The organism is Cellulomonas chitinilytica (assembly GCF_016862675.1).
Taxonomy (GTDB): domain Bacteria; phylum Actinomycetota; class Actinomycetes; order Actinomycetales; family Cellulomonadaceae; genus Cellulomonas; species Cellulomonas chitinilytica.
The window spans coordinates 356,413-373,908 of sequence record NZ_BONK01000004.1 but is presented as its reverse complement, the minus strand read 5'-3'; the positions used below and the strand labels follow the sequence as shown (position 1 = coordinate 373,908).

19 protein-coding genes are annotated in these 17,496 nt (G+C 72.8%); 8 read left to right on the top strand and 11 right to left on the bottom strand.

From position 1 onward, the window contains the following. Positions 1-66 precede the first annotated feature (66 nt). From Cch01nite_RS08260 to Cch01nite_RS08250, 3 genes are read left to right on the top strand one after another with little or no spacing between them, the layout of a single operon-like run. Complete coding sequence (locus Cch01nite_RS08260) at positions 67-672, top strand: hypothetical protein (protein WP_203751060.1); 606 nt, start codon at positions 67-69, stop codon at positions 670-672. After that, positions 669-1,133: a hypothetical protein gene (locus Cch01nite_RS08255; protein WP_203751057.1), complete on the top strand. Its 465-nt coding sequence runs from the start codon at positions 669-671 to the stop codon at positions 1,131-1,133. The genes Cch01nite_RS08260 and Cch01nite_RS08255 overlap by 4 nt, the downstream gene beginning before the upstream one ends. Before the next feature lie 46 nt (positions 1,134-1,179). Continuing rightward, positions 1,180-2,358, top strand: a complete 1,179-nt coding sequence (locus tag Cch01nite_RS08250) for a winged helix DNA-binding domain-containing protein (RefSeq protein ID WP_239070081.1) — start codon at positions 1,180-1,182, stop codon at positions 2,356-2,358. 3 nt (positions 2,359-2,361) lie between these two features. On the opposite strand, the gene Cch01nite_RS08245 is transcribed toward Cch01nite_RS08250, so the two are convergent. Next, the gene (locus Cch01nite_RS08245; protein WP_203751055.1) at positions 2,362-4,071 is read right to left on the bottom strand and encodes a GMC family oxidoreductase; all 1,710 of its coding nucleotides are present in this window, start codon (positions 4,069-4,071) and stop codon (positions 2,362-2,364) included. 160 nt (positions 4,072-4,231) lie between these two features. Between Cch01nite_RS08245 and Cch01nite_RS08240 the strand changes: the two genes are divergently transcribed. The 3 genes from Cch01nite_RS08240 to Cch01nite_RS08230 are packed head-to-tail and all read left to right on the top strand — an operon-like array spanning position 4,232 to position 5,910. Further along, a complete protein-coding gene (locus tag Cch01nite_RS08240) occupies positions 4,232-5,218 on the top strand; it encodes an aldo/keto reductase (RefSeq protein ID WP_203751053.1) in 987 nt (328 codons plus the stop codon). Between the two features lie 37 nt (positions 5,219-5,255). Next, entirely contained in the window at positions 5,256-5,477 is a 222-nt protein-coding gene (locus Cch01nite_RS08235; protein WP_203751051.1) for an antitoxin, read from the top strand. Next, on the top strand, positions 5,464-5,910 hold the full coding sequence (locus tag Cch01nite_RS08230) for a TA system VapC family ribonuclease toxin (RefSeq protein ID WP_203751049.1): 447 nt from the start codon (positions 5,464-5,466) through the stop codon (positions 5,908-5,910). Before Cch01nite_RS08235 ends, Cch01nite_RS08230 begins: the two co-directional genes overlap by 14 nt. A 28-nt stretch (positions 5,911-5,938) precedes the next feature. Here Cch01nite_RS08230 and Cch01nite_RS08225 read toward each other — a convergent pair whose 3' ends face one another. The 9 genes from Cch01nite_RS08225 to Cch01nite_RS08185 form a co-directional block, all read right to left on the bottom strand. Continuing rightward, entirely contained in the window at positions 5,939-6,982 is a 1,044-nt protein-coding gene (locus Cch01nite_RS08225; RefSeq protein ID WP_203751047.1) for a DUF3885 domain-containing protein, read from the bottom strand. 86 nt (positions 6,983-7,068) lie between these two features. Next, a complete protein-coding gene (locus Cch01nite_RS08220; protein WP_203751197.1) occupies positions 7,069-7,728 on the bottom strand; it encodes a response regulator transcription factor in 660 nt (219 codons plus the stop codon). Positions 7,729-7,760: 32 nt separating this feature from the next. Next, complete coding sequence (locus Cch01nite_RS08215) at positions 7,761-9,074, bottom strand: sensor histidine kinase (protein WP_203751045.1); 1,314 nt, start codon at positions 9,072-9,074, stop codon at positions 7,761-7,763. Positions 9,075-9,151: 77 nt separating this feature from the next. Next, on the bottom strand, positions 9,152-9,808 hold the full coding sequence (locus tag Cch01nite_RS08210; protein ID WP_203751037.1) for a nucleoside/nucleotide kinase family protein: 657 nt from the start codon (positions 9,806-9,808) through the stop codon (positions 9,152-9,154). Beyond that, positions 9,798-10,664, bottom strand: coding sequence for a sugar phosphate isomerase/epimerase family protein (locus tag Cch01nite_RS08205; protein ID WP_203751034.1), 867 nt, complete (start codon positions 10,662-10,664; stop codon positions 9,798-9,800). Before Cch01nite_RS08205 ends, Cch01nite_RS08210 begins: the two co-directional genes overlap by 11 nt. A gap of 17 nt (positions 10,665-10,681) precedes the next feature. Further along, on the bottom strand, positions 10,682-11,560 hold the full coding sequence (locus Cch01nite_RS08200) for a sugar phosphate isomerase/epimerase family protein (protein WP_203751031.1): 879 nt from the start codon (positions 11,558-11,560) through the stop codon (positions 10,682-10,684). Further along, positions 11,560-12,324 carry an ATP-binding cassette domain-containing protein gene (locus Cch01nite_RS08195; RefSeq protein WP_203751028.1) on the bottom strand — a complete coding sequence of 255 codons (765 nt, stop codon included), beginning with the start codon at positions 12,322-12,324 and terminating at the stop codon, positions 11,560-11,562. Before Cch01nite_RS08195 ends, Cch01nite_RS08200 begins: the two co-directional genes overlap by 1 nt. Next, positions 12,321-13,310: an ABC transporter permease gene (locus tag Cch01nite_RS08190; protein ID WP_203751025.1), complete on the bottom strand. Its 990-nt coding sequence runs from the start codon at positions 13,308-13,310 to the stop codon at positions 12,321-12,323. Before Cch01nite_RS08190 ends, Cch01nite_RS08195 begins: the two co-directional genes overlap by 4 nt. 24 nt (positions 13,311-13,334) lie before the next feature. Beyond that, a complete protein-coding gene (locus tag Cch01nite_RS08185; RefSeq protein WP_203751022.1) occupies positions 13,335-14,393 on the bottom strand; it encodes a substrate-binding domain-containing protein in 1,059 nt (352 codons plus the stop codon). Positions 14,394-14,535: 142 nt separating this feature from the next. Here Cch01nite_RS08185 and Cch01nite_RS08180 point away from each other — a divergent pair, with 142 nt between their 5' ends. Continuing rightward, positions 14,536-15,699 (top strand): ROK family transcriptional regulator, encoded by a 1,164-nt coding sequence (locus tag Cch01nite_RS08180; RefSeq protein ID WP_203751019.1) that lies wholly within the window; start codon positions 14,536-14,538, stop codon positions 15,697-15,699. 18 nt (positions 15,700-15,717) lie between these two features. Here the strand turns inward: Cch01nite_RS08180 and Cch01nite_RS08175 are convergent, their stop codons facing one another. Beyond that, positions 15,718-16,527 carry an LppM family (lipo)protein gene (locus tag Cch01nite_RS08175; protein WP_203751016.1) on the bottom strand — a complete coding sequence of 270 codons (810 nt, stop codon included), beginning with the start codon at positions 16,525-16,527 and terminating at the stop codon, positions 15,718-15,720. Between the two features lie 152 nt (positions 16,528-16,679). Between Cch01nite_RS08175 and Cch01nite_RS08170 the strand changes: the two genes are divergently transcribed. Continuing rightward, the gene (locus Cch01nite_RS08170) at positions 16,680-17,297 is read left to right on the top strand and encodes a LysE family transporter (RefSeq protein ID WP_203751013.1); all 618 of its coding nucleotides are present in this window, start codon (positions 16,680-16,682) and stop codon (positions 17,295-17,297) included. Positions 17,298-17,496 lie beyond the last annotated feature (199 nt).

Here is a 17,496-nt window from a genome sequence, read left to right as displayed (position 1 = left end):
GCGCGGCGCGGCAGCCGACATCGATGCGTGAGCTCACGCACCGTCTGCCTCGGAACGAGGTGGCGCATGCCCCGGAGACGGTGGCCCGACGCACTCCTGCTGCTCACGGCGACCGGCCTCGTGGCGGTGCTGTCGGCGTGCAGCCCGACCAGCACGCCCGACGCCGTCCCGACCTCCGGGCTCTCGCCGCTGGAGCAGTCCGCGGCCTCGGCGCGGGAGGCCGGGGTCGACGAGGCCCAGCTCGCGATCCTCGAGTCCGGCTCGGTCGGGTTCGAGGACTACGAGCTCGCGATGAACCGCGCGTACGAGTGCATGCGCGCCGCGGGCGTCGACGTCGACGTGCGGGGGGTCAAGCCGTACCACGGCGTCACCATCCTCGACGTCACGATCGAGGGCGGCGGCCACGCCGACGCGCTCGCTGAAGACTGCTACGAGCGGCACGCCCGGTACGTCGACGCGTACTGGCAGGTCTCGTCGCCCGACGCGGTGGCCTACGCGGAGCGGCGTGCGGTCGCGCTGAAGCCCGCCCTGCAGCAGTGCCTGACCGACCAGGACGTCGACTGGCCGCAGGACGCCTCGTTCGAGGAGCTCGGGAACCTCGCGTTCGGCCCCGGGACCGACCCGGAGCAGAGCTGCTTCGAGCAGATCGGGTACTCGCAGTGGGAGGGATGACCCGAGGACGGGTGACGGTGGCGCTCGCCGCGCTGCTCGCCGCCGGACTCTCCGGGTGCACGGGGGGCGACAGCCTGACGCTCGCCGACCTCGGCGCGCAGGACCTCGCCGGGCTGAACGGCCCGACGGTGGCCGACACCTGCGACAAGCTCCCGGAGGTGCGGGGCTCGCAGGGCCGCGGCTGTGGGAGGGGGCCCTCGACGGGCACGGTCAACGTGCCTCTGGCCCCCGGCGACTACGCCGTCGTGCTGCTGTGCGAGGCCCCCGGCACCTACCGGATCGAGGCGTCGACCCCGAAGGGCGCTTTCGACCCCGTCGAGGTCTCGTGCTCGGACGACGACGACCCCGCGGTCAGTGCACGGATCACCGTCCCGGAGCCCGGGCTGACGCAGTGGCACGACAGCTTCGACGGCGAGGGGCAGTCGGTCGTGCAGCTCGTGCGGGTCCCCGAGGAGGACTGACGAGCGACCGGTTGTGCGGGGGCGCGGCGCCCGGAACGATCGCGGGGTGACCCGGCTCATCGACGTCGACGAGCGCCGCGCCCGGCTCGCCCGGCGGCACGCGGTGACCCCGGCGTCCCGGGTGACCACGGTGGAGGACGCCGCCGAGAGCATGGTCGTGCTGCACGGCACCGACCCCGCCGGGCTGTTCCTGTCGGCGTGGGCGCGGGTCGACGGGTTCCACGTGAAGGACCTGGAGCGGGCGCTGTACGAGGAGCGGTCGCTCGTGAAGCACCTGGCGATGCGCCGGACCCTCTTCGCCGTGCCGCGGGACCTGCTGCCGGTGGTGCAGGCGGCGGCGAGCGACCGCGTGGCGGACGCGGAGCGGCGGCGGCTCGCCAAGGAGGTCACGGCGGCCGGGTTCGTCGACGACGGCGAGCGGTGGCTGGCCGACGCGACGGCCGCGGCCGTCGCGGAGCTGGCCGCGTCGGGCGCGATGACCTCGACCGAGCTGCGCACCCGGGTGCCGGTGCTCGACGGCTCGATCGAGTACGGGACCGGCAAGTCGTGGGCCGGGAGGTTCGCGGTCGTCGGGCGGGTGCTGACCTGCCTGTCCGCCGCCGGGACAGTGGTCCGGGCGGACAACCAGGGGTCGTGGGGGACGTCCCGGCCGACCTGGGCACTGATGGAGGACTGGCTCGGCGCGGCCGTCGAGCCGGTGCCGGCGGCTGAAGCCCGGGCCGCGCTCGTCGCACGGTGGCTGCGGACGTTCGGCCCCGGCACCGAGGTCGACCTCAAGTGGTGGCTCGGCTCGACCCTCACCGCCGTCCGGGCGGCCCTGCGCGACGTCGGCGCGGTGGAGGTCGACCTCGACGGCCGCACCGGTCACGTGCTGCCCGACGACGTCGACCCCGTCGACCCGGTGGACCCGTGGGTGGCGCTGCTTCCCGCTCTCGACCCGACGACGATGGGCTGGTTCGAGCGGGACTGGTACCTCGGCCCGCACAAGCCGCAGATGTTCGACTCGACCGGGAACGGTGGTGCGGCGATCTGGGTCGACGGGCGGATCGTCGGCGGCTGGACCGTGACCCCGGCCGGGGACGTCCGGCTGGTGCTCCTCGAGGACGTCGGGCACGACGCGCGGGTCGCGATCGACGCCGAGGCGGACCGGCTCACCGCCTGGCTCGGCGGCACCACGGTCGGGGTCCGGTTCCCCGCACCCCTCGTCCGCGAACCGCGGCGCTGACCCCTACCGCTCCCGCCGGACGACCGTCAGCGGGAGCGACGCCGGAGCCCCCGCCGGGACGACGGGTCGGCGCGGCGCGACGGCCGCGAGCCGCCGGTACGGCTCGCCGAGGGCCGGGCGTGGGTCGGCGTCGCCGGCGTTCGGCCACAGGGAGCACGCCCGCTCGGCCTGCGCGGTGATGGTGAGCGACGGGTTCACGCCGAGGTTCGCGGACACCGTCGACCCGTCCATCACGTGCAGCCCGGGGTACCCGAACACCCGGTGGTACGCGTCCACGACACCGTCGCGCGGCGTCGCGCCGATGACGCAGCCGCCGATGAAGTGCGCGGTCATGGGGATGTCGACGACCTCGCCGACGCTGCTCATCGGGAACCCGCCGACGTGCCGAGCCATCGCGCGGTACGCGTCGTTCGCCTGCGGGATCCACGTGGGGTTCGGCTCGCCGTCCCCGGGGGTGGACGTGAGCCGCCACCGCCCGCGCCAGGTCCGCCGCGGCGCGACGGTGATCGACGCGTCGCCGGTCTGCATGACGAGCCCGATGACCGTCCGCTCGGACCAGGACCGCATGCCGACGAGGTTCGACGCGACCTGCCCCGGGTGCCGGACGACCTGCCCGAGCCACCGCAGCGGCCGCGGCACCCGCCCGCCGCCGTCGGTGAGGACGGTGCCGAGCAGCCCCATGAGGTTCGAGCCGCGGCCGTACCGCACGGGTTCCAGGTGGGTGCGCTCGTCGAGCCACACGGACGACGTGATCGCGACACCGCTGTTCAGGTCCGTGCCGCGCCGGGCGCCGCGCAGCCGCCGGACCGCCCCGCCGAGCGCCTCGGAGTTCGTCCTGGTCAGCCGGCCGAGCCGCGGCGACAGCTGTGGCAGGGTGCCGGACGCCCGCATCCGGTGGAGCAGCGCCTGCGTCCCCCACGCCCCGGCCGCGACGACGACCTGGTCCGCGACGAACGTCCGCCGCGCGCGCCCGCCGGTGCGCCGCACGTCGACGTCGTACCGCCCGTCGTCGCGCGGCCGGACGGCGTCCGCCGTGGTGTCCGGGACGATCCGCGCGCCCGCCCGCTCGGCGAGCCACAGGTAGTTCGTCTCGAGCGTGTTCTTCGCACCGTGCCGGCACCCCGTCATGCACTCGCCGCACTGCAGGCACCCGCGCCGCTCGGGACCGACGCCCCCGAAGAACGGGTCCGGGACTGCCGCCCCGGGCTCTCCGAACACGACCCCCACAGGTGCCCGCCGGTAGCTGCCCTCGACGCCGAGATCGCGCGCCGCCGCCTTGACGACCTCGTCGGCCGGGCTGTCCGTCGGGTTCTCGACGACGCCGAGCATGCGGCGCGCCTGGTCGTAGTGCGGTGCGAGCTCGTCGCGCCAGTCGGTGAGGCCGGCCCACTGCGGGTCGGCGTAGAACACGTCGGACTGCGGCTCGTACAGGGTGTTCGCGTACACGAGCGACCCGCCGCCGACCCCGGCACCCGCGAGCACGACGACGTCGGGGAGCAGGTGGATGCGCTGGATGCCGTGGCAGCCGAGCCGCGGCGCCCACAGGAACCGGCGGACGTCCCACGACGTGCGGGGCAGCGTCTCGGGCGTGAAGCGCCGGCCGGCCTCGAGGACGGTGACCCGATACCCCTTCTCGGACAGCCGCAGCGCCGCGACGGACCCGCCGAAGCCCGAGCCGACGACGACCACGTGCGGGCGCCCGTCCTCCGCCATCGTGCCCCTCCGGCCTCGTCGCCGCCGCGGGCCGACGGACCCGCGCCCGTGATCCTAGGCCGCGGGGGTACTGGCAGGGCCTCCCTCGTCCTGTCGCCCGGCCGTAGCGTCGGGATCAGGAGGCCGTCGAGCCTCACCCACCCCCGCAGGAGGAACGACCATGCACGCACGCACGCTCGGCCAAGGACTGCAGGTCTCCGCGATCGGCCTCGGCGCCATGGGCATGTCCCAGAGCTACGGCCCCAACCCCGGTTCCCGCGACGACATGATCGCCGTGCTCCGCGGCGCCGTGGAGCGCGGGGTGACGTTCGTCGACACCGCCGAGGTGTACGGCCCGTACACCAACGAGGAGCTCGTCGGCGAGGCGCTCGCACCGCTGCGCGACCAGGTCGTGATCGCGACGAAGTTCGGCTGGAACATCGTCGACGGGCGCATGCAGGGCACCGACTCTCGGCCCGAGCAGATCCGCCGTGTCGCCGACGCCTCCCTGCAGCGGCTGCGCACCGACGTGATCGACCTCTTCTACCAGCACCGCGTCGACCCGGACGTGCCCATCGAGGACGTCGCCGGTGCCGTCGGCGAGCTCGTCGCCGCGGGGAAGGTGCGCCACTTCGGGCTGTCCGAGGCGGGCGCCGCGACGATCCGGCGCGCGCACGCCGTGCACCCCGTGACCGCCGTGCAGTCCGAGTACTCGCTGTGGACGCGCGACCCCGAGCCGGAGGTCCTGCCCGTGTGCGGGGAGCTGGGCATCGGGTTCGTGCCGTTCAGCCCGCTCGGCAAGGGGTTCCTCACGGGGACCGTCTCGGCGTCGACGGAGTTCACCGCGGGCGACATCCGCGGCACGATCCCCCGGTTCACCGCGGAGAACCGGGACGCGAACCAGGCCCTGGTCGACCACGCCCGTGCGCTGGCCGACGCCAAGGGCGCGACGCCCGGGCAGGTCGCGCTCGCCTGGCTGCTCGCCCGGCAGCCGTGGATCGTGCCGATCCCGGGGACGCGGCGGATCGAGCGGGTCGAGGAGAACGCCGCCGCAGCGGAGCTGCCGCTGTCCGCCGACGAGGTCGCGCACCTCGACCGGCTCGCGGCCGACGTGGGCGTCGCCGGCAACCGGTACAACGACGCCGGGATGTCGATGGTCGGCCGCTGACCGCACGCTCCTGATGCGGCGATGCTATGATGCGGCGATGCGCACGACCGCGGACCTGGACGACGACGTCGCCGCGGCCGCGCGCGCCCTCGCCCAGCACGACCACATCTCGGTCGGACGGGCGATCAACGTCCTCGCCCGTCGAGGGATGACCCCCGGCACGCCCGCCGTCGCCCCGTCGGGGTTCCCGACGTTCTCGCCGGTCGCCGGCCACGTCATCACCGACGAGCTCGTCGCCGAGAACCGTGACGACGACTGACCCGCTCTGGCTGCTGGACGTCAACGTCCTCATGGCCCTCGCGCACCCCAGCCACGTCCACCACGGGGCCGCTCACGCGTGGTTCGCGACCGTGACGGCGTTCGCCACCACCGCACTCACCGAGACCGGCCTGCTCCGCCTGAGCATGAACCCGGCAGTCACCGGGCAGCAGATCAGCCCGAGCGCCGCTCTCGGCCTGCTCTCAGCGATCCGCGCGCTGCCCGCGCACCGGTCGGTGTCGGACGGCGCCAGCCTCGCGGCGCCCGCGATCATCAGCACGCCGGCCGGGTACAAGCAGGTCACCGACCTGCACCTCGTCAACCTCGCCGCCACCTCGGACGCCGTCCTCGTGACGTTCGACAGCCGTCTCGCGAACGCCCTGCACCCCGATGACCGTCGGCACGTGCACGTGCTGTCGCCCGTGGCGCCCTAGTCCCGCTCGACCCGTCGAGGGATCGGCCCTAATAGCCCGAAGGGTGGGTCGAGAGCCAGTCCCTGTGCCGGACACGCAGCTCGTCGCGGAGCTCGACGGTCGCGGGGTAGACGTCGGCTCCGCCGTCGTAGGGGTGGTACAGCCACCGCATGCTCGGGTCTCCGATCAGGACTTCCGCTGCGATGTCGTCCGCGACGAGCCGCAACAGACGCTCGATGCGCCGGTCACCCCGGTCGAGGAAGTCGAAGAAGAGATGCATCCAGCTGCCCACGTCGTCCTCGTCGGGCTCGCTCGTCAGCACACTCATCCAGTACCGCGAGTCCGGCAACGTCGCGGTGATCGGCGCTCCCCGCGGAGCGGGAGTCGGGGTGCTCGACCACGAGCAGGTCACGACAAGCACCTCACGTTCCGGCGCGTCTTCGTAGGAAGCGAGCTCGTCGAGAACCACATGGTGCCGGTGCAGGAGCTCCTCGTACTCACCCTCGTCGTCGGAGTACCGCTTCGAGCCGGGCAGACTGTGGAACCGGACCCAGCGGTCGCTGCGCGGGGGCAGGCCGTGGGCGATCGGTGCCACGCCGGGCCATCGGGCGTCCCACAGCGTGGCGAGCGCACGCGCGTCGAGGGACTCGGCTGGCGGGGCCTCAAGCAGATCGGCCTCGATCGTGCGTCGAGGCCACACTGTCGGGCCCAGGCGGTCGAGCACATCGACGAGGACCGGGCGCGCGAGGTGCCCGTCGTAGGGCCACGGCCCCCGCACCCAGCTCGGTGAGAGGAGGTCCACGTAGCCGATCTCGCCGTCCTTGTCGCAGAACCAGATCCGGATCGCGGGGAGAGCCTGCGCGACGACTCGTCGCGTCATGTCGGCGGTCGCGAGACCTTCGAGGAGAGCGGCGACGCTGCTCGGGTCATCGATGACCGCGAGCGCCGGCGGCTCATCGAGTGGTGCCGGATAGGTGTCATGAGCAGCGCCGAGGTGGACCTCGATGCGGAGAGTCTCTGCCGCGAGCTCCGAGAGCACAGACGCGAACCTGGCGGCCAGCTCGGCATCGGTCAGCTCGTCGGCGGTGGGCACGATGCAGATCATGTCCGCGCGCACCCGCTTCGGCGAGCGGATACGAGCCGGTGCGCCCGAACGGAGCAGTTGTTCCGCAGCAGGCGCTACGCGCCGAGGTAGCGCAGGACCGCGAGGACGCGGCGGTGGTCCGCCGAGTCGGCCTCGAGGCCGAGCTTCGTGAAGATCTGGGCCACGTTCTTCTCCACGGCCCCGTAGGAGAGGAACAGCCGGTCAGCGATCGCGCCGTTGGAGCGGCCCTCGGCCATGAGCTCGAGGACCTCGCGCTCGCGCGGGGTCAGGCGGCCGAGGCCGGGGTCGGCGGTGGCGGAGGTCGAGCCCATGAGCTGGGTCACCACCTCGGGGTCGAGCACGGTCTGCCCGGAGGCGACCCGCCGGACGGCGTCGAGGAAGTCCCGCACCTCGGCGACCCGGTCCTTGAGCAGGTACCCGACGCCGCCGGCCCCGCCCGCGAGAAGCTGCGTGGCGTACCGGGTCTCGACGTACTGCGAGAACACCAGCACGGGGAGCGTCGGGTGTGCGGCGCGGAGCGCGGTCGCCGCACGCATGCCCTCGTCCGTGAACGTCGGTGGCATCCGGATGTCGGCGATCACGACGTCGGGCAGGCCGCCTGCTCCTCGCTGCGTGACCTCCCGGACGAGCGCGTCGCCGTCGCCGACCGCGACGACGTCGTGCCCACGGCGGGCGAGGAGCGCGACGAGACCGTCGCGGAGGATCACCGAGTCCTCGGCAAGCACGATGCGCAGCGGTGTCGCGTCCGCGCCGGGGTCGGACGGCGTCACGGGCGGGTGGAGGTCGGCAGCGTCACGTCGACGACCGTAGGCCCACCGGCCGGGCTGGTCAGCGTGAAGTCGCCGTCGACCGTCGCGATGCGCTCGGTCAACCCTGCGAGGCCGGTGCGCAGCCCGTCCTGACCTCCGTGCACGACGACGGCGCCGCCGCGGCCGTCGTCGTGCACCCGTAGGTGCAGGGAGTCGGCGTCCGGCCGCTCGACCGTCAGGACGGCGCGGGTCGCTCCCGCGTGCTTGGCCGCGTTGGTCAGCAGCTCGGCGGCGGTGAAGTACGCGATGGAGCGGACCGCCGGGGAGATCCCGCCGTCGGACTCCAGCGCCGGGTCGACCTGGACGGTGACGGGCAGCGGCACGCGCGCCGCGAACGTCTCGAGGGCGACGGCGAGGCCGTCGTCGAGGGCCGGCGGGTGGATGCCGCGCGCGATCTCCCGGAGCTCGGTGAGCGCCTCCTTCGTGGAGGTGTGCGCGACGTCGACCAGGTCGGCGGCGAGGGTCGGGTCCCCACCGGTGGCGAGGATGTCCTGTGCCTCGCCGAGCTGCATCGCGACGGCGACGAGGCGGGCCTGGGTGCCGTCGTGCAGGTCGCGCTCGATGCGGCGCAGGCGGGCGTCGGCGTCCTCGACGGCGGCGGCACGCGAGGCGCGCAGCTGGGCGACCCGGACGGCACCCGACGTCGGGCCGAGCAGCCCGCGCGACAGCATCCGGGCCAGGCTCGCGAGGCCGTGGTTGATCAGCGGCCAGATCGCGAGGAACACGACGCCGCCGAGCGCGACGAGCGCGACGCGTGACGGCCGGTCCGCGAACCAGTACCAGTCGCCGTTCGCGATCGAGAAGCCGCGGTGCACGGTGCCGTCGTCCATCGTCTGCTCCGGCAGCCACCGCCACCACATCCAGTACGTCACGCCGCCCAGACCGATCGCGAGGAACACCGTCGAGACGACGAACGTGACGATCGACAGCGGGAACGCCACGAGCATGAACAGCAGCGCACGCCAGCCGGTGCTGTCGAACAGCATGGCGCCGAGCGACCGCCAGAACCCGCGCGGGCGCACGAACGCCGGCGGTGCGGCGACGTGCTCGTCGAGCAGGCCGTCCGCCAGCCCCCGCCACGCCGCACCCCAGCCCCGTGCACCCAGCACCAGGCCGCCGACGAGGAACAGGCCGACGACGGTGACGAGCAGCCCCGCGGCCAGCGACGGGACGAGCAGCACGTACGCGAGGCCGAACGACCCCAGGAACAGCGCCGCCCAGTGGTAGACGTACTCGCGCCAGGTCCGGCCGGAGAAGATCGTGTTGCTCATGGGGACAAGCCTCGCGGTCCGGCGGCCCGACGAGCACGGGGCGCACCGCCGGACGGACGGGGGTTGTCCCCCGTCCTTCAGGCGACCGTCTCCGGGATGGTCCCCGAGACGACGAGGTCGGCCCGCGTGATCGTCGCCTCGATGACGACCGCGTTGCGCCCGTCGACCTCGGTGGCCCACGCGGTGGCGGCCTCGACGGTCCTGCCGTGCCGGGTGTGCCGGTCGACGAGCCGGCGCTCGCGCTCGTCGCCCGCGGCGTCGCAGTACCAGGCCTCGTCGAGGACGTCGCGGACCTGCGCCCACGGCCCGTCGTCGACGAGGAGGTAGTTCCCTTCGGCGACGACGATCCCGTGGTAGGGCTCGATCGCGATCTCGCCGGCGACGGGCTCGTCGACCTCGCGCCGGAAGCTCGGCGCGTACACGGTGTGGCCCTGCTCGTCGTGCACGCGGCGCAGCAGGGCGAGGAACCCCCAGCCGTCGAACGTGTCGAGGGCGCCCTTGCGGTCGTGCCGACCGAGCGCGTCGAGCGTGGCGTTGGCGAGGTGGAACCCGTCCATCGGCAGGTGCACGGCCTGCGGGCCGAGGGCGTCGACGAGCCGCAGCGCGAGCGTCGTCTTGCCCGCGCCGGGGCTGCCGGTGATCCCGACGACGACGCGGCGCCCGGCTGCCCGCTCGACGAGCGTGTGGACCCGGGAGACGAGCGTGCCGAGGTCGGCGTGCGGCTCAGGCGCCACGGTTCGCCTCGAGCAGGGTGAGCAGGTACTGCCGGGCGTGCGCGGCGAGGGCCGGGCCGTCGTCCCACAGGTTGCGCCAGATGGCGAGGTCGTTCGACAGCGTCGGGGAGACGACGGCCGACGAGAACGACTCGAACGTGATGGGGCCGCGGTAGTCGATCGTCGCGAGCGCGTGGAAGAACGACGTGAAGTCGAGGTGGCCGCTGCCGAGGTAGCCGCGGTGGTTCTCGCCGATGTGGACGTACCCGAGCCGGTCGCCGACGAGCAGCACGGGCCGCACGAAGTCGTCCTCCTCGATGTTCATGTGGTACGTGTCGAGGTGGATCAGCACGTTGTCGGACCCGATGTCGTCGGCGAGACGCAGTGCGTCGGCGGCGGTGTTGATGACGTTCGTCTCGTACCGGTTGCAGATCTCCAGGCCGAGCGTCATGCCCTGGTCGGCGGCCTCCTTGGCGAGGTCCTGGAGGGTCGAGACGACGTTGGCGCGGCCCGCGGCCGACAGCGGGGCGCCGTACTTGCCGAGCGCGCTGTAGAGGGCGCCGGTGAAGTGCGTGCCGCCGAGGTCGTGCGTGATCTGCAGCGACTCGTGCAGCAGCGCGGCACCCTTCGCGACGACCGCGGGGTCGTCGGACGAGACGTCGGCGGCGAACGCGAGGCCGCGCGAGCAGACGATGCCGAGACCCGCGGCGTCGAGCTCGGCCCGGGCGGCGGCGACGTCGAGCGCCGGTGAGTCGTGCAGCGACAGCTCGAGAATGTCGAAGCCGGCCTCCTTGGTCTGCCGGATGGTCTGGGTCATCTCGTCGGGCGAGGTGCCGCCGGCGAAGACGAGGGCGTGCACACCGAGCTTGTTGGTCATGGGTTCTCTCCTGGGGATCAGTGGTGGACGGGGGCGCGCCGGGCCTCGTCGAGCTGGGCGCGCAGGAAGGTGAGGGACTCGGCGGCGACGACGTCGGGGTCGTCCCACTGGCTGCGCCACAGGGCGATGTCGACCGCGGAGCGCGGGCCGACGACGTCGCGGGAGAACGACTCGACGGTGATCGGGCCGCGGAACCCGGCCCAGAGCAGCGCCCGCAGGAAGGCCTGCCAGTCGGTCGAGCCGGTGCCCAGCGCGCCGCGGTGGTTCTCGCTCGCGTGGACGTACCCGAGCAGCTCCCCGGCGTCGAGGACACCCGCGGTGAGGTCCCGTTCCTCGAGGGCCGCGTGGAACGTGTCGAGGTGCACGACGACGTTCTCCTCGCCGACGTCCTCGACGAACGCGCGCGCCTGCGCAGCGGTGTTGAGCAGGTTGGACTCGTAGCGGTTGACGTACTCGACGCCGACGACGACGCCGTGCCTCGACGCCTCCTGCGCGACGACCCGCAGCGTCCGCACGGCACGGTCCCTGCCCTCGGTGGTGGGTGCCGCCAGGTAGCGGCGCATCGCCGAGTGGGTCACGCCGCCGACGTACCCGGCGCCGATCGCGCCGGCGAACCGGACCGCGGCGAGCAGCCGGTGCAGCCCGCGTCCGACGACCGCCGGGTCGGGGGACGTGATGTCGTCCGCCTCCCCGAGGGCCAGCGACACGGCGGGGGTGATGCCGTGCCTGTGCAGCGCGGACGCGGTGTCCGCGGGGTCGAGCACCGCGAGGTCGATCGCCGGGATCTCGATGAGGTCGTACCCGGCCCGTGCGGCGGCGGCAATGGTCGCGTCGGCCGCCGCGGGGGTCCAGTCGAACCCCCAGCAGCCGGCGTGGACGCCGATCGGGTTCGTCATCAGACGGCCTGGGCGCCCGTGATGAGCGCGACGAGCTCGTCGCCCGTCGTCTCGGACGTGCGCCGCTGCGCCACGGCGAGCCCGCCGCGCATGACCCAGACGTGCTGGGCGAGGCGCAGGACCTGGTCGAAGTTGTGGCTGATGAGCAGCACCGCGACGCCCGAGTCCTGCAGCCGGCGGATGACGGCCTCGACGCGGGCGGTCTCCTGCACGCCGAGGGCGGCGGTCGGCTCGTCCATGATGACGATGGAGCTGCCCCAGCCGGCGGCCCGGGCGATCGCGACCGCCTGACGCTGCCCGCCGGACAGGCGCCGCACGCGGCTCGTCACGGGCGGCACGTTGACCGCGAGGCCGGACAGCAGGGTCGACGCCTTGTCGCGCATCGCCTTGCGGTCGAGCATCTGGAACGGCCCCACACCCTTGGTGATCTCGCGGCCGACGAAGAAGTTCTGCCAGACCGTGAGGTCCTCGACGAGCGCGAGGTTCTGCTGGACCGTCTCGATGCCGTGGTGCTTCGCGGCGAGGGGCGAGTCGATCTGCACGACCGCGCCGTCGAGCGTGATGGTGCCGGAGTCGGGCTTGTGGATGCCGGACAGGCACCGCACGAGCGTCGACTTGCCGGCGCCGTTGTCGCCGATGAGGGCGGTGACCTCGCCGCGCCGCATCGTGATGGAGGCGCCCTTGAGGGCGTGCACCCCGCCGAAGGACTTGGTGATGTTCTCGGCGGTGAGGACGGTGTCGATGGCTGTGTCTGTGGTGGTCATCGCTTCTGGAACCTCGTCAGAAGGGCCGCGAGGACGACGACGAGTCCCACGGCGAGCGGCTGGTAGAACTGCGAGACGGCGAGCAGCGTGAGCCCGTTCGACAGGGCGGTGAGCAGCAGCGCACCGAGGATCGGGCCGACGATCTTGGCGCGGCCGCCGGTGAGGCTGACCCCGCCGAGGACCACGGCGGCGATCGAGTTGAGCAGGTAGTTCGTGTTGATCGCGGGCTCGGCGGCGCCGATCCGTGCGACCAGGAGCAGGGACGCGAGCCCGGCGAGCGCGGCGGCCCACACGTAGACGGCGATGCGGACCCGGGGGGCCTTGACGCCGTTCGCGACGGCGGCCTCCTCGCTGCCGCCCACGGCCTGCACGTGCAGGCCGTACCGGGTGCGGAACATGACGAACCAGGCGACGGCCCCGACGATCGCGGCGAGGACGAACGGGTACGGGACGAACCCGAGCTTCCCGGTCGTCAGGCGCAGCAGCTCGGTGCTCGTGACGGCGATGGGCTTGCCGTCGGTGAGGATCAGCGCCGCGCCGGTCGCGACGCCGAGCGTGCCCAGCGTGGCGATGAAGTCGGTGACCTTGCCCTTGGCGATGAGCAGGCCGTTGATGACGCCGATCACGGTCGAGGCGAGGATCGCGATGATCGCCGACGGCCAGAACGGCAGGCCCGCCTGGTAGGCCAGGCCGAGCCCGACGGCGCCGATCGTCATGGTCGCGGAGATCGACAGGTCGATGCCGCCGGTGGTGATGACGAACGACTGCGCGACGGCCAGGACCACGAGGATCGCGGCGGCCACGAGCATCGCGGTGATGTTGCCGACGGTGAGGAACGTCGGGCTCAGGACGCTGAAGACGACCACGAGGACGATCAGGCCGACGGGGGCGGCGTTCTCGGCCCAGAAGCTGAGGTGCTTGGCCTCCGAGAGCGAGGCGGCGACCTTGCGGGGGACGGGGGGCGCAGCGACTGGCTGCGCGGTCATGGTGTTCACGGGGTCTCTCCGGGGTCAGCCGAGCAGGGCGGTGAGCGGGTTCTCGAACTCCTCGAAGGGCTGCGGGAAGGAGTCGAGCGCGTTCTGGGCGTTGTCGGTGGTCACCAGGGCGGTCGGCGACTCGATGTTCGCGGGGAGGTCCTTGCCGGCCTCGGCGACCTGGCAGGCCTGCAGGCCGAGCGACCCGATCGCGTACGGGTACTGGGCGACGGTCGCGGACAGGCCGCCGTCGAGCACGGACTGCAGCGCGTCCTGGTTGCCGTCGACGCTGACCACCACGATCTGGCCGGTCTTGCTCGCGTTCTCGACGGCCTTGACGATGCCCAGGCCCATGTCGTCGTTCGCGGCGAAGAAGGCCTTGATGTCGGGGTTCGCGGCGATGATGTCGGTGGCCTTGGTGAGCGCGACGTCACGCTTCCAGTCGGCGGCCTCCTCCTGGACGACGTTGACCTTGTCGCCGACGGCGGCCTTGAAGCCGTCGATGCGTGCCGCGCTGGTCACGTCGCCGGCGATGCCGCCGATGATCGCGACGTCGGCGCCGGCGTCGACCTTGCTGGTGACGAAGTCGCCGGCCTTGCCGCCGGCAGCCTTGTTGTCGGTGCCGATGTACGTGGCGGGCTCGACGTTCGCGGCCTTCGCGGCGTCGGCGTCGAGCGGGTTGTCGATGTTGACGATGGGCGTGCCCGCGGCGGCGATCGGCGCGAGGGCCTGGATGAGGTTGGTGCCGGAGATCGGGTTGACGACGTAGCAGCCGAACCCCTGGCCGGCGAGCGCCGAGAGCTTGTCGGCCTGGCCGGTCGTGTCGCCGATGTCGGCGGCGGCCTGGATGGACACGTCGACGCCGGCGGTGCTCGCCGTGTCCTTGATGCCCTGCTCCATGGCCTGGAAGAACGGGTTGTCGAGGCCCTTGATGACGGCGGCGACCTTGGTGCCGGCGCCGCCGGCGGCGTTGCTCTGCCCGCCGGTGGAGCTGTCACCCGAGGTGCCGCCGCTGCAGGCGGCGAGTGCGAGGGCCGTCGCGGTCGTGGCTGCCGCCGCGACGAGCAGTGTCCTGAGCTTGGAGTCGTGGGACATGTCGTTCCTTCGGTCAGAGGCACCACCACGTGCCTGTGTTGTCGAAACTAGATCCACTTTTGTGTGTCGTCAACCCAAAAGTCCCTATCAAAAGTGACGGTTCTACATGTAACCTGGGCAACCACACGCGAAGGAGACGGCATTGGCGCAGGCAGCAGGGCACACAGGGGACCTCCTCGACCTCTTCCGGTCGGAGGGTGCACTCAGCCGGATCGACGTCATCGAGCGCACCGGGCTGTCCCGGTCGACCGTCAACCAGCGGCTCGCGGCCCTCGAGCGCGCCGACCTCATCCGTGAGGCCGGCGGTGCCGAGTCCAGCGGCGGCCGCCCGTCCACGCTGTTCGACTTCAACGCCGGACGCGCCAAGGTGCTCACCGCCGACATCGGCGCGATGGGCTTCACGCTCGCCGTCTGCGACCTCGCCGGACGGCCGCTCGACCACCTGTCCCGCGACGTCGAGGTCTGGTCAGGACCCGAGACCGTCCTCGGCATGGTCCAGGAGGGGTTCGACTCGCTCGCGCGGCCCGACGAGGTGTGGGCCGTCGCCGTCGGCGTCCCCGGACCCGTCGAGTTCGACGCCCACCGGGTCGTCAACCCGCCGATCATGACCGGCTGGGACGGCTACGACATCGCCGCCGCGTTCAGCAGCCGCTACCGCGGGCCCGTCGTCGTCGAGAACGACGTCAACGCCCGTGCCGTCGCCGAGTCCCGGCTCACCGGCCAGCCCAACCTCGTCGCCCTCAAGCTCGGCACCGGGATCGGCGCCGGGCTCGTGCTCAACGGCCAGATCATCCGGGGCGACAAGGGTGCCGCCGGCGACATCGGCCACACCCGCGCCGGCCACACCGACCCCGAGCCGCGCACGTGCCGGTGCGGCAACCTCGACTGCCTCGAGACGTACGCCGCGGGCTGGGCGCTCGTGAAGCAGCTCTCCGACCTCGGCCGGGACGTCCGCCGCACGTCGGACGTCGCCGCGCTCGTCGCACAGGGCGACATGGAGGCCGTCCGCCTGGTCCGCGCCGCCGGTCGCTCCATCGGCGAGGCCGTCGCCGGCCTCGTCAGCATCCTCAACCCCCGGCTCGTCGCCCTGTCCGGCCAGCTCGCCGAGTGCGGCGAGGTGCTGATGTCCGGCATCCGCGAGCGCGTCTACCAGCAGACCCTCCCCCTGGCCACGCGCGACCTGCAGATCTTCCGCTCCGAGCTCGGCGAGCTCGCCGGCGTGACCGGGCTCGCGCTGATCGCCATCGACACCGTGCTGGCCCCCGGGCCGCTCACCGAGCTGCTCGGGGCGAACGCCGGAACCTGACGGTCGTGGTCGACGGCACTAGTGCTGCGGCGGCCCCCAGGAGGTCACCGTGGGAGGGGCCGCCTGCGCCGGGGGCGGGTATGCGCCCGCCACGGGAGCCGCCGTCCCGGGGTAGTACGAGAACACCGGGCCGACGACCGCCTCGGCGCTCCGGCGCGAACGCAGGACGACCAGCAGGACGACCCCGAGGACGACCAGCAGACCGAGGCCGCCGCCGCCGAACAGCATCCACGGAGCCAGCGCCCAGCCTGCCTTGTCCTTGCCGACGGCGTGCATCACGACCGGCGTCGACAGGTCCGTCGGAGCCCAGGTGACGCTGTGCGTCTCGGAGTCGATCTCACCGTTCGCCTCGACGACCTCGCCGGGGAACGTGAACGTGAACTTCACCGTCCCACCGGTGAGCGCCGGGGCGCCCGCGTCGTCCGTCTCGTCACCGGAGGTCATGTCGAGGGTGCCGTCGACGACGTACGTGTCGCCGACGTGCTCGATCGTCAGCTCGTCCGCGTCGTCGCTCTGCTCCTTGCTGAACGTGCTGATCGGCGTGTTCTCGAACGTGAACTTCTTCCCGACGAGGTCGCCGTCCGTGAACGGCTCGACGGTCCCCTCGCCGCTCAGGGTGTCGTCGGGGATGACGTCGTCGATCGTGCCGCCCGTCAGGCCCAGCACGCTCTTGTCGATCGCGATGATCGCCGTCCCGTCGACCGTGTCGTCGTCCTGGATCGTCACGGCCATCTCGATGCGGTAGCAGCCGCTCAGGGCGAGCAGGGCGACGACCGCGGTCGTGGCGCCCACCAGGAGGCGGCGCGTCGGGGCGGAGGCTCTCAGCATGTGCACAGCATCGGCACAGTTCCCGGGCGGCTGGAGCGACGACGCCACGACGTCGGGCCACGTCGCCCGGTTGCAGCAGCGCGCCGTCCGATTCCGCCCGGAGCCCGGCGGCGATGCATGATGCAGCCCGTGACCGTCCCGGTGCCCCGCGCGTGAGCGTGTCCCTCTGGCTCGCCCTGGTGGGCGCGTGCGTCGTCATCTCCTGCACGCCCGGCGCGGGCGCGGTCAACACGATGTCGAACTCGCTCGGCTCGGGGTGGGCGCGGTCGATCTGGGGGATCCTCGGGCAGCAGCTCGCGCTCGTGGTGCACATCGCGATCGTCGCCGCCGGCGTGGGGGCCCTGGTCAGCCGCTCGCAGGTCGCGTTCGACGCGATCCGCTACGTCGGCGCCGGCTACCTCGTCTACCTCGGCATCCGTCAGTTCCGGGCGAGCACCGCCGTCGGCGCCGTCGCCCAGGAGGTCCGCGAGCCCGCGTGGTCGATGCTCCGCCGCGGGCTGCTCGTGAACCTCACCAACCCGAAGGCGATCGTCTTCTTCCTCGCGTTCCTGCCGCAGTTCGTGCGGCTCGACCGGCCGTTGGTGCCGCAGTACGCCGTCGTCGGGGCCACCGTCGTCGTGGTCGACGTCCTCGTGATGTGGTTCCTGTTCGCGAGCGCCGCGCGCGGGCTCGTCCGGCTCACCTCGACCGAGTCGGGACGACGGACGCTCAACCGGGTGTTCGGGTGCCTGTTCGTCGGCGTCGGCATCCTGCTCGTGACCGTGCACTGACCAGGCCCTGGGTCGGGTCAGCCGCCCGGCGGCTGCGCCAGCCGGGCGGCGACGACGCAGTCGTCACCCTGCTCGCCCGTCCGCCCGGTCACCGGGATGCCGTCCTCCGTCGGGACGACGAACGTCGGGGTCCCGGGGGCACGTTCCGGATCAGATGAGGTGTCGATCCGGCGTCGTCGTGCGGACGCTCGACCGGGTG

Excerpts from the sequence above, each read along its gene's own strand:
- Cch01nite_RS08245 (WP_203751055.1), bottom strand. The coding sequence starts at position 4,071 with ATGGCGGAGGACGGGCGCCCGCACGTGGTCGTCGTCGGCTCGGGCTTC.
- Cch01nite_RS08215 (WP_203751045.1), bottom strand. The coding sequence starts at position 9,074 with ATGAGCAACACGATCTTCTCCGGCCGGACCTGGCGCGAGTACGTCTAC.
- Cch01nite_RS08240 (WP_203751053.1), top strand. The coding sequence starts at position 4,232 with ATGCACGCACGCACGCTCGGCCAAGGACTGCAGGTCTCCGCGATCGGC.
- Cch01nite_RS08235 (WP_203751051.1), top strand. The coding sequence starts at position 5,256 with ATGCGCACGACCGCGGACCTGGACGACGACGTCGCCGCGGCCGCGCGC.
- Cch01nite_RS08260 (WP_203751060.1), top strand. The coding sequence starts at position 67 with ATGCCCCGGAGACGGTGGCCCGACGCACTCCTGCTGCTCACGGCGACC.
- Cch01nite_RS08185 (WP_203751022.1), bottom strand. The coding sequence starts at position 14,393 with ATGTCCCACGACTCCAAGCTCAGGACACTGCTCGTCGCGGCGGCAGCC.
- Cch01nite_RS08175 (WP_203751016.1), bottom strand. The coding sequence starts at position 16,527 with ATGCTGAGAGCCTCCGCCCCGACGCGCCGCCTCCTGGTGGGCGCCACG.
- Cch01nite_RS08255 (WP_203751057.1), top strand. The coding sequence starts at position 669 with ATGACCCGAGGACGGGTGACGGTGGCGCTCGCCGCGCTGCTCGCCGCC.
- Cch01nite_RS08200 (WP_203751031.1), bottom strand. The coding sequence starts at position 11,560 with ATGACGAACCCGATCGGCGTCCACGCCGGCTGCTGGGGGTTCGACTGG.
- Cch01nite_RS08190 (WP_203751025.1), bottom strand. The coding sequence starts at position 13,310 with ATGACCGCGCAGCCAGTCGCTGCGCCCCCCGTCCCCCGCAAGGTCGCC.
- Cch01nite_RS08205 (WP_203751034.1), bottom strand. The coding sequence starts at position 10,664 with ATGACCAACAAGCTCGGTGTGCACGCCCTCGTCTTCGCCGGCGGCACC.
- Cch01nite_RS08195 (WP_203751028.1), bottom strand. The coding sequence starts at position 12,324 with ATGACCACCACAGACACAGCCATCGACACCGTCCTCACCGCCGAGAAC.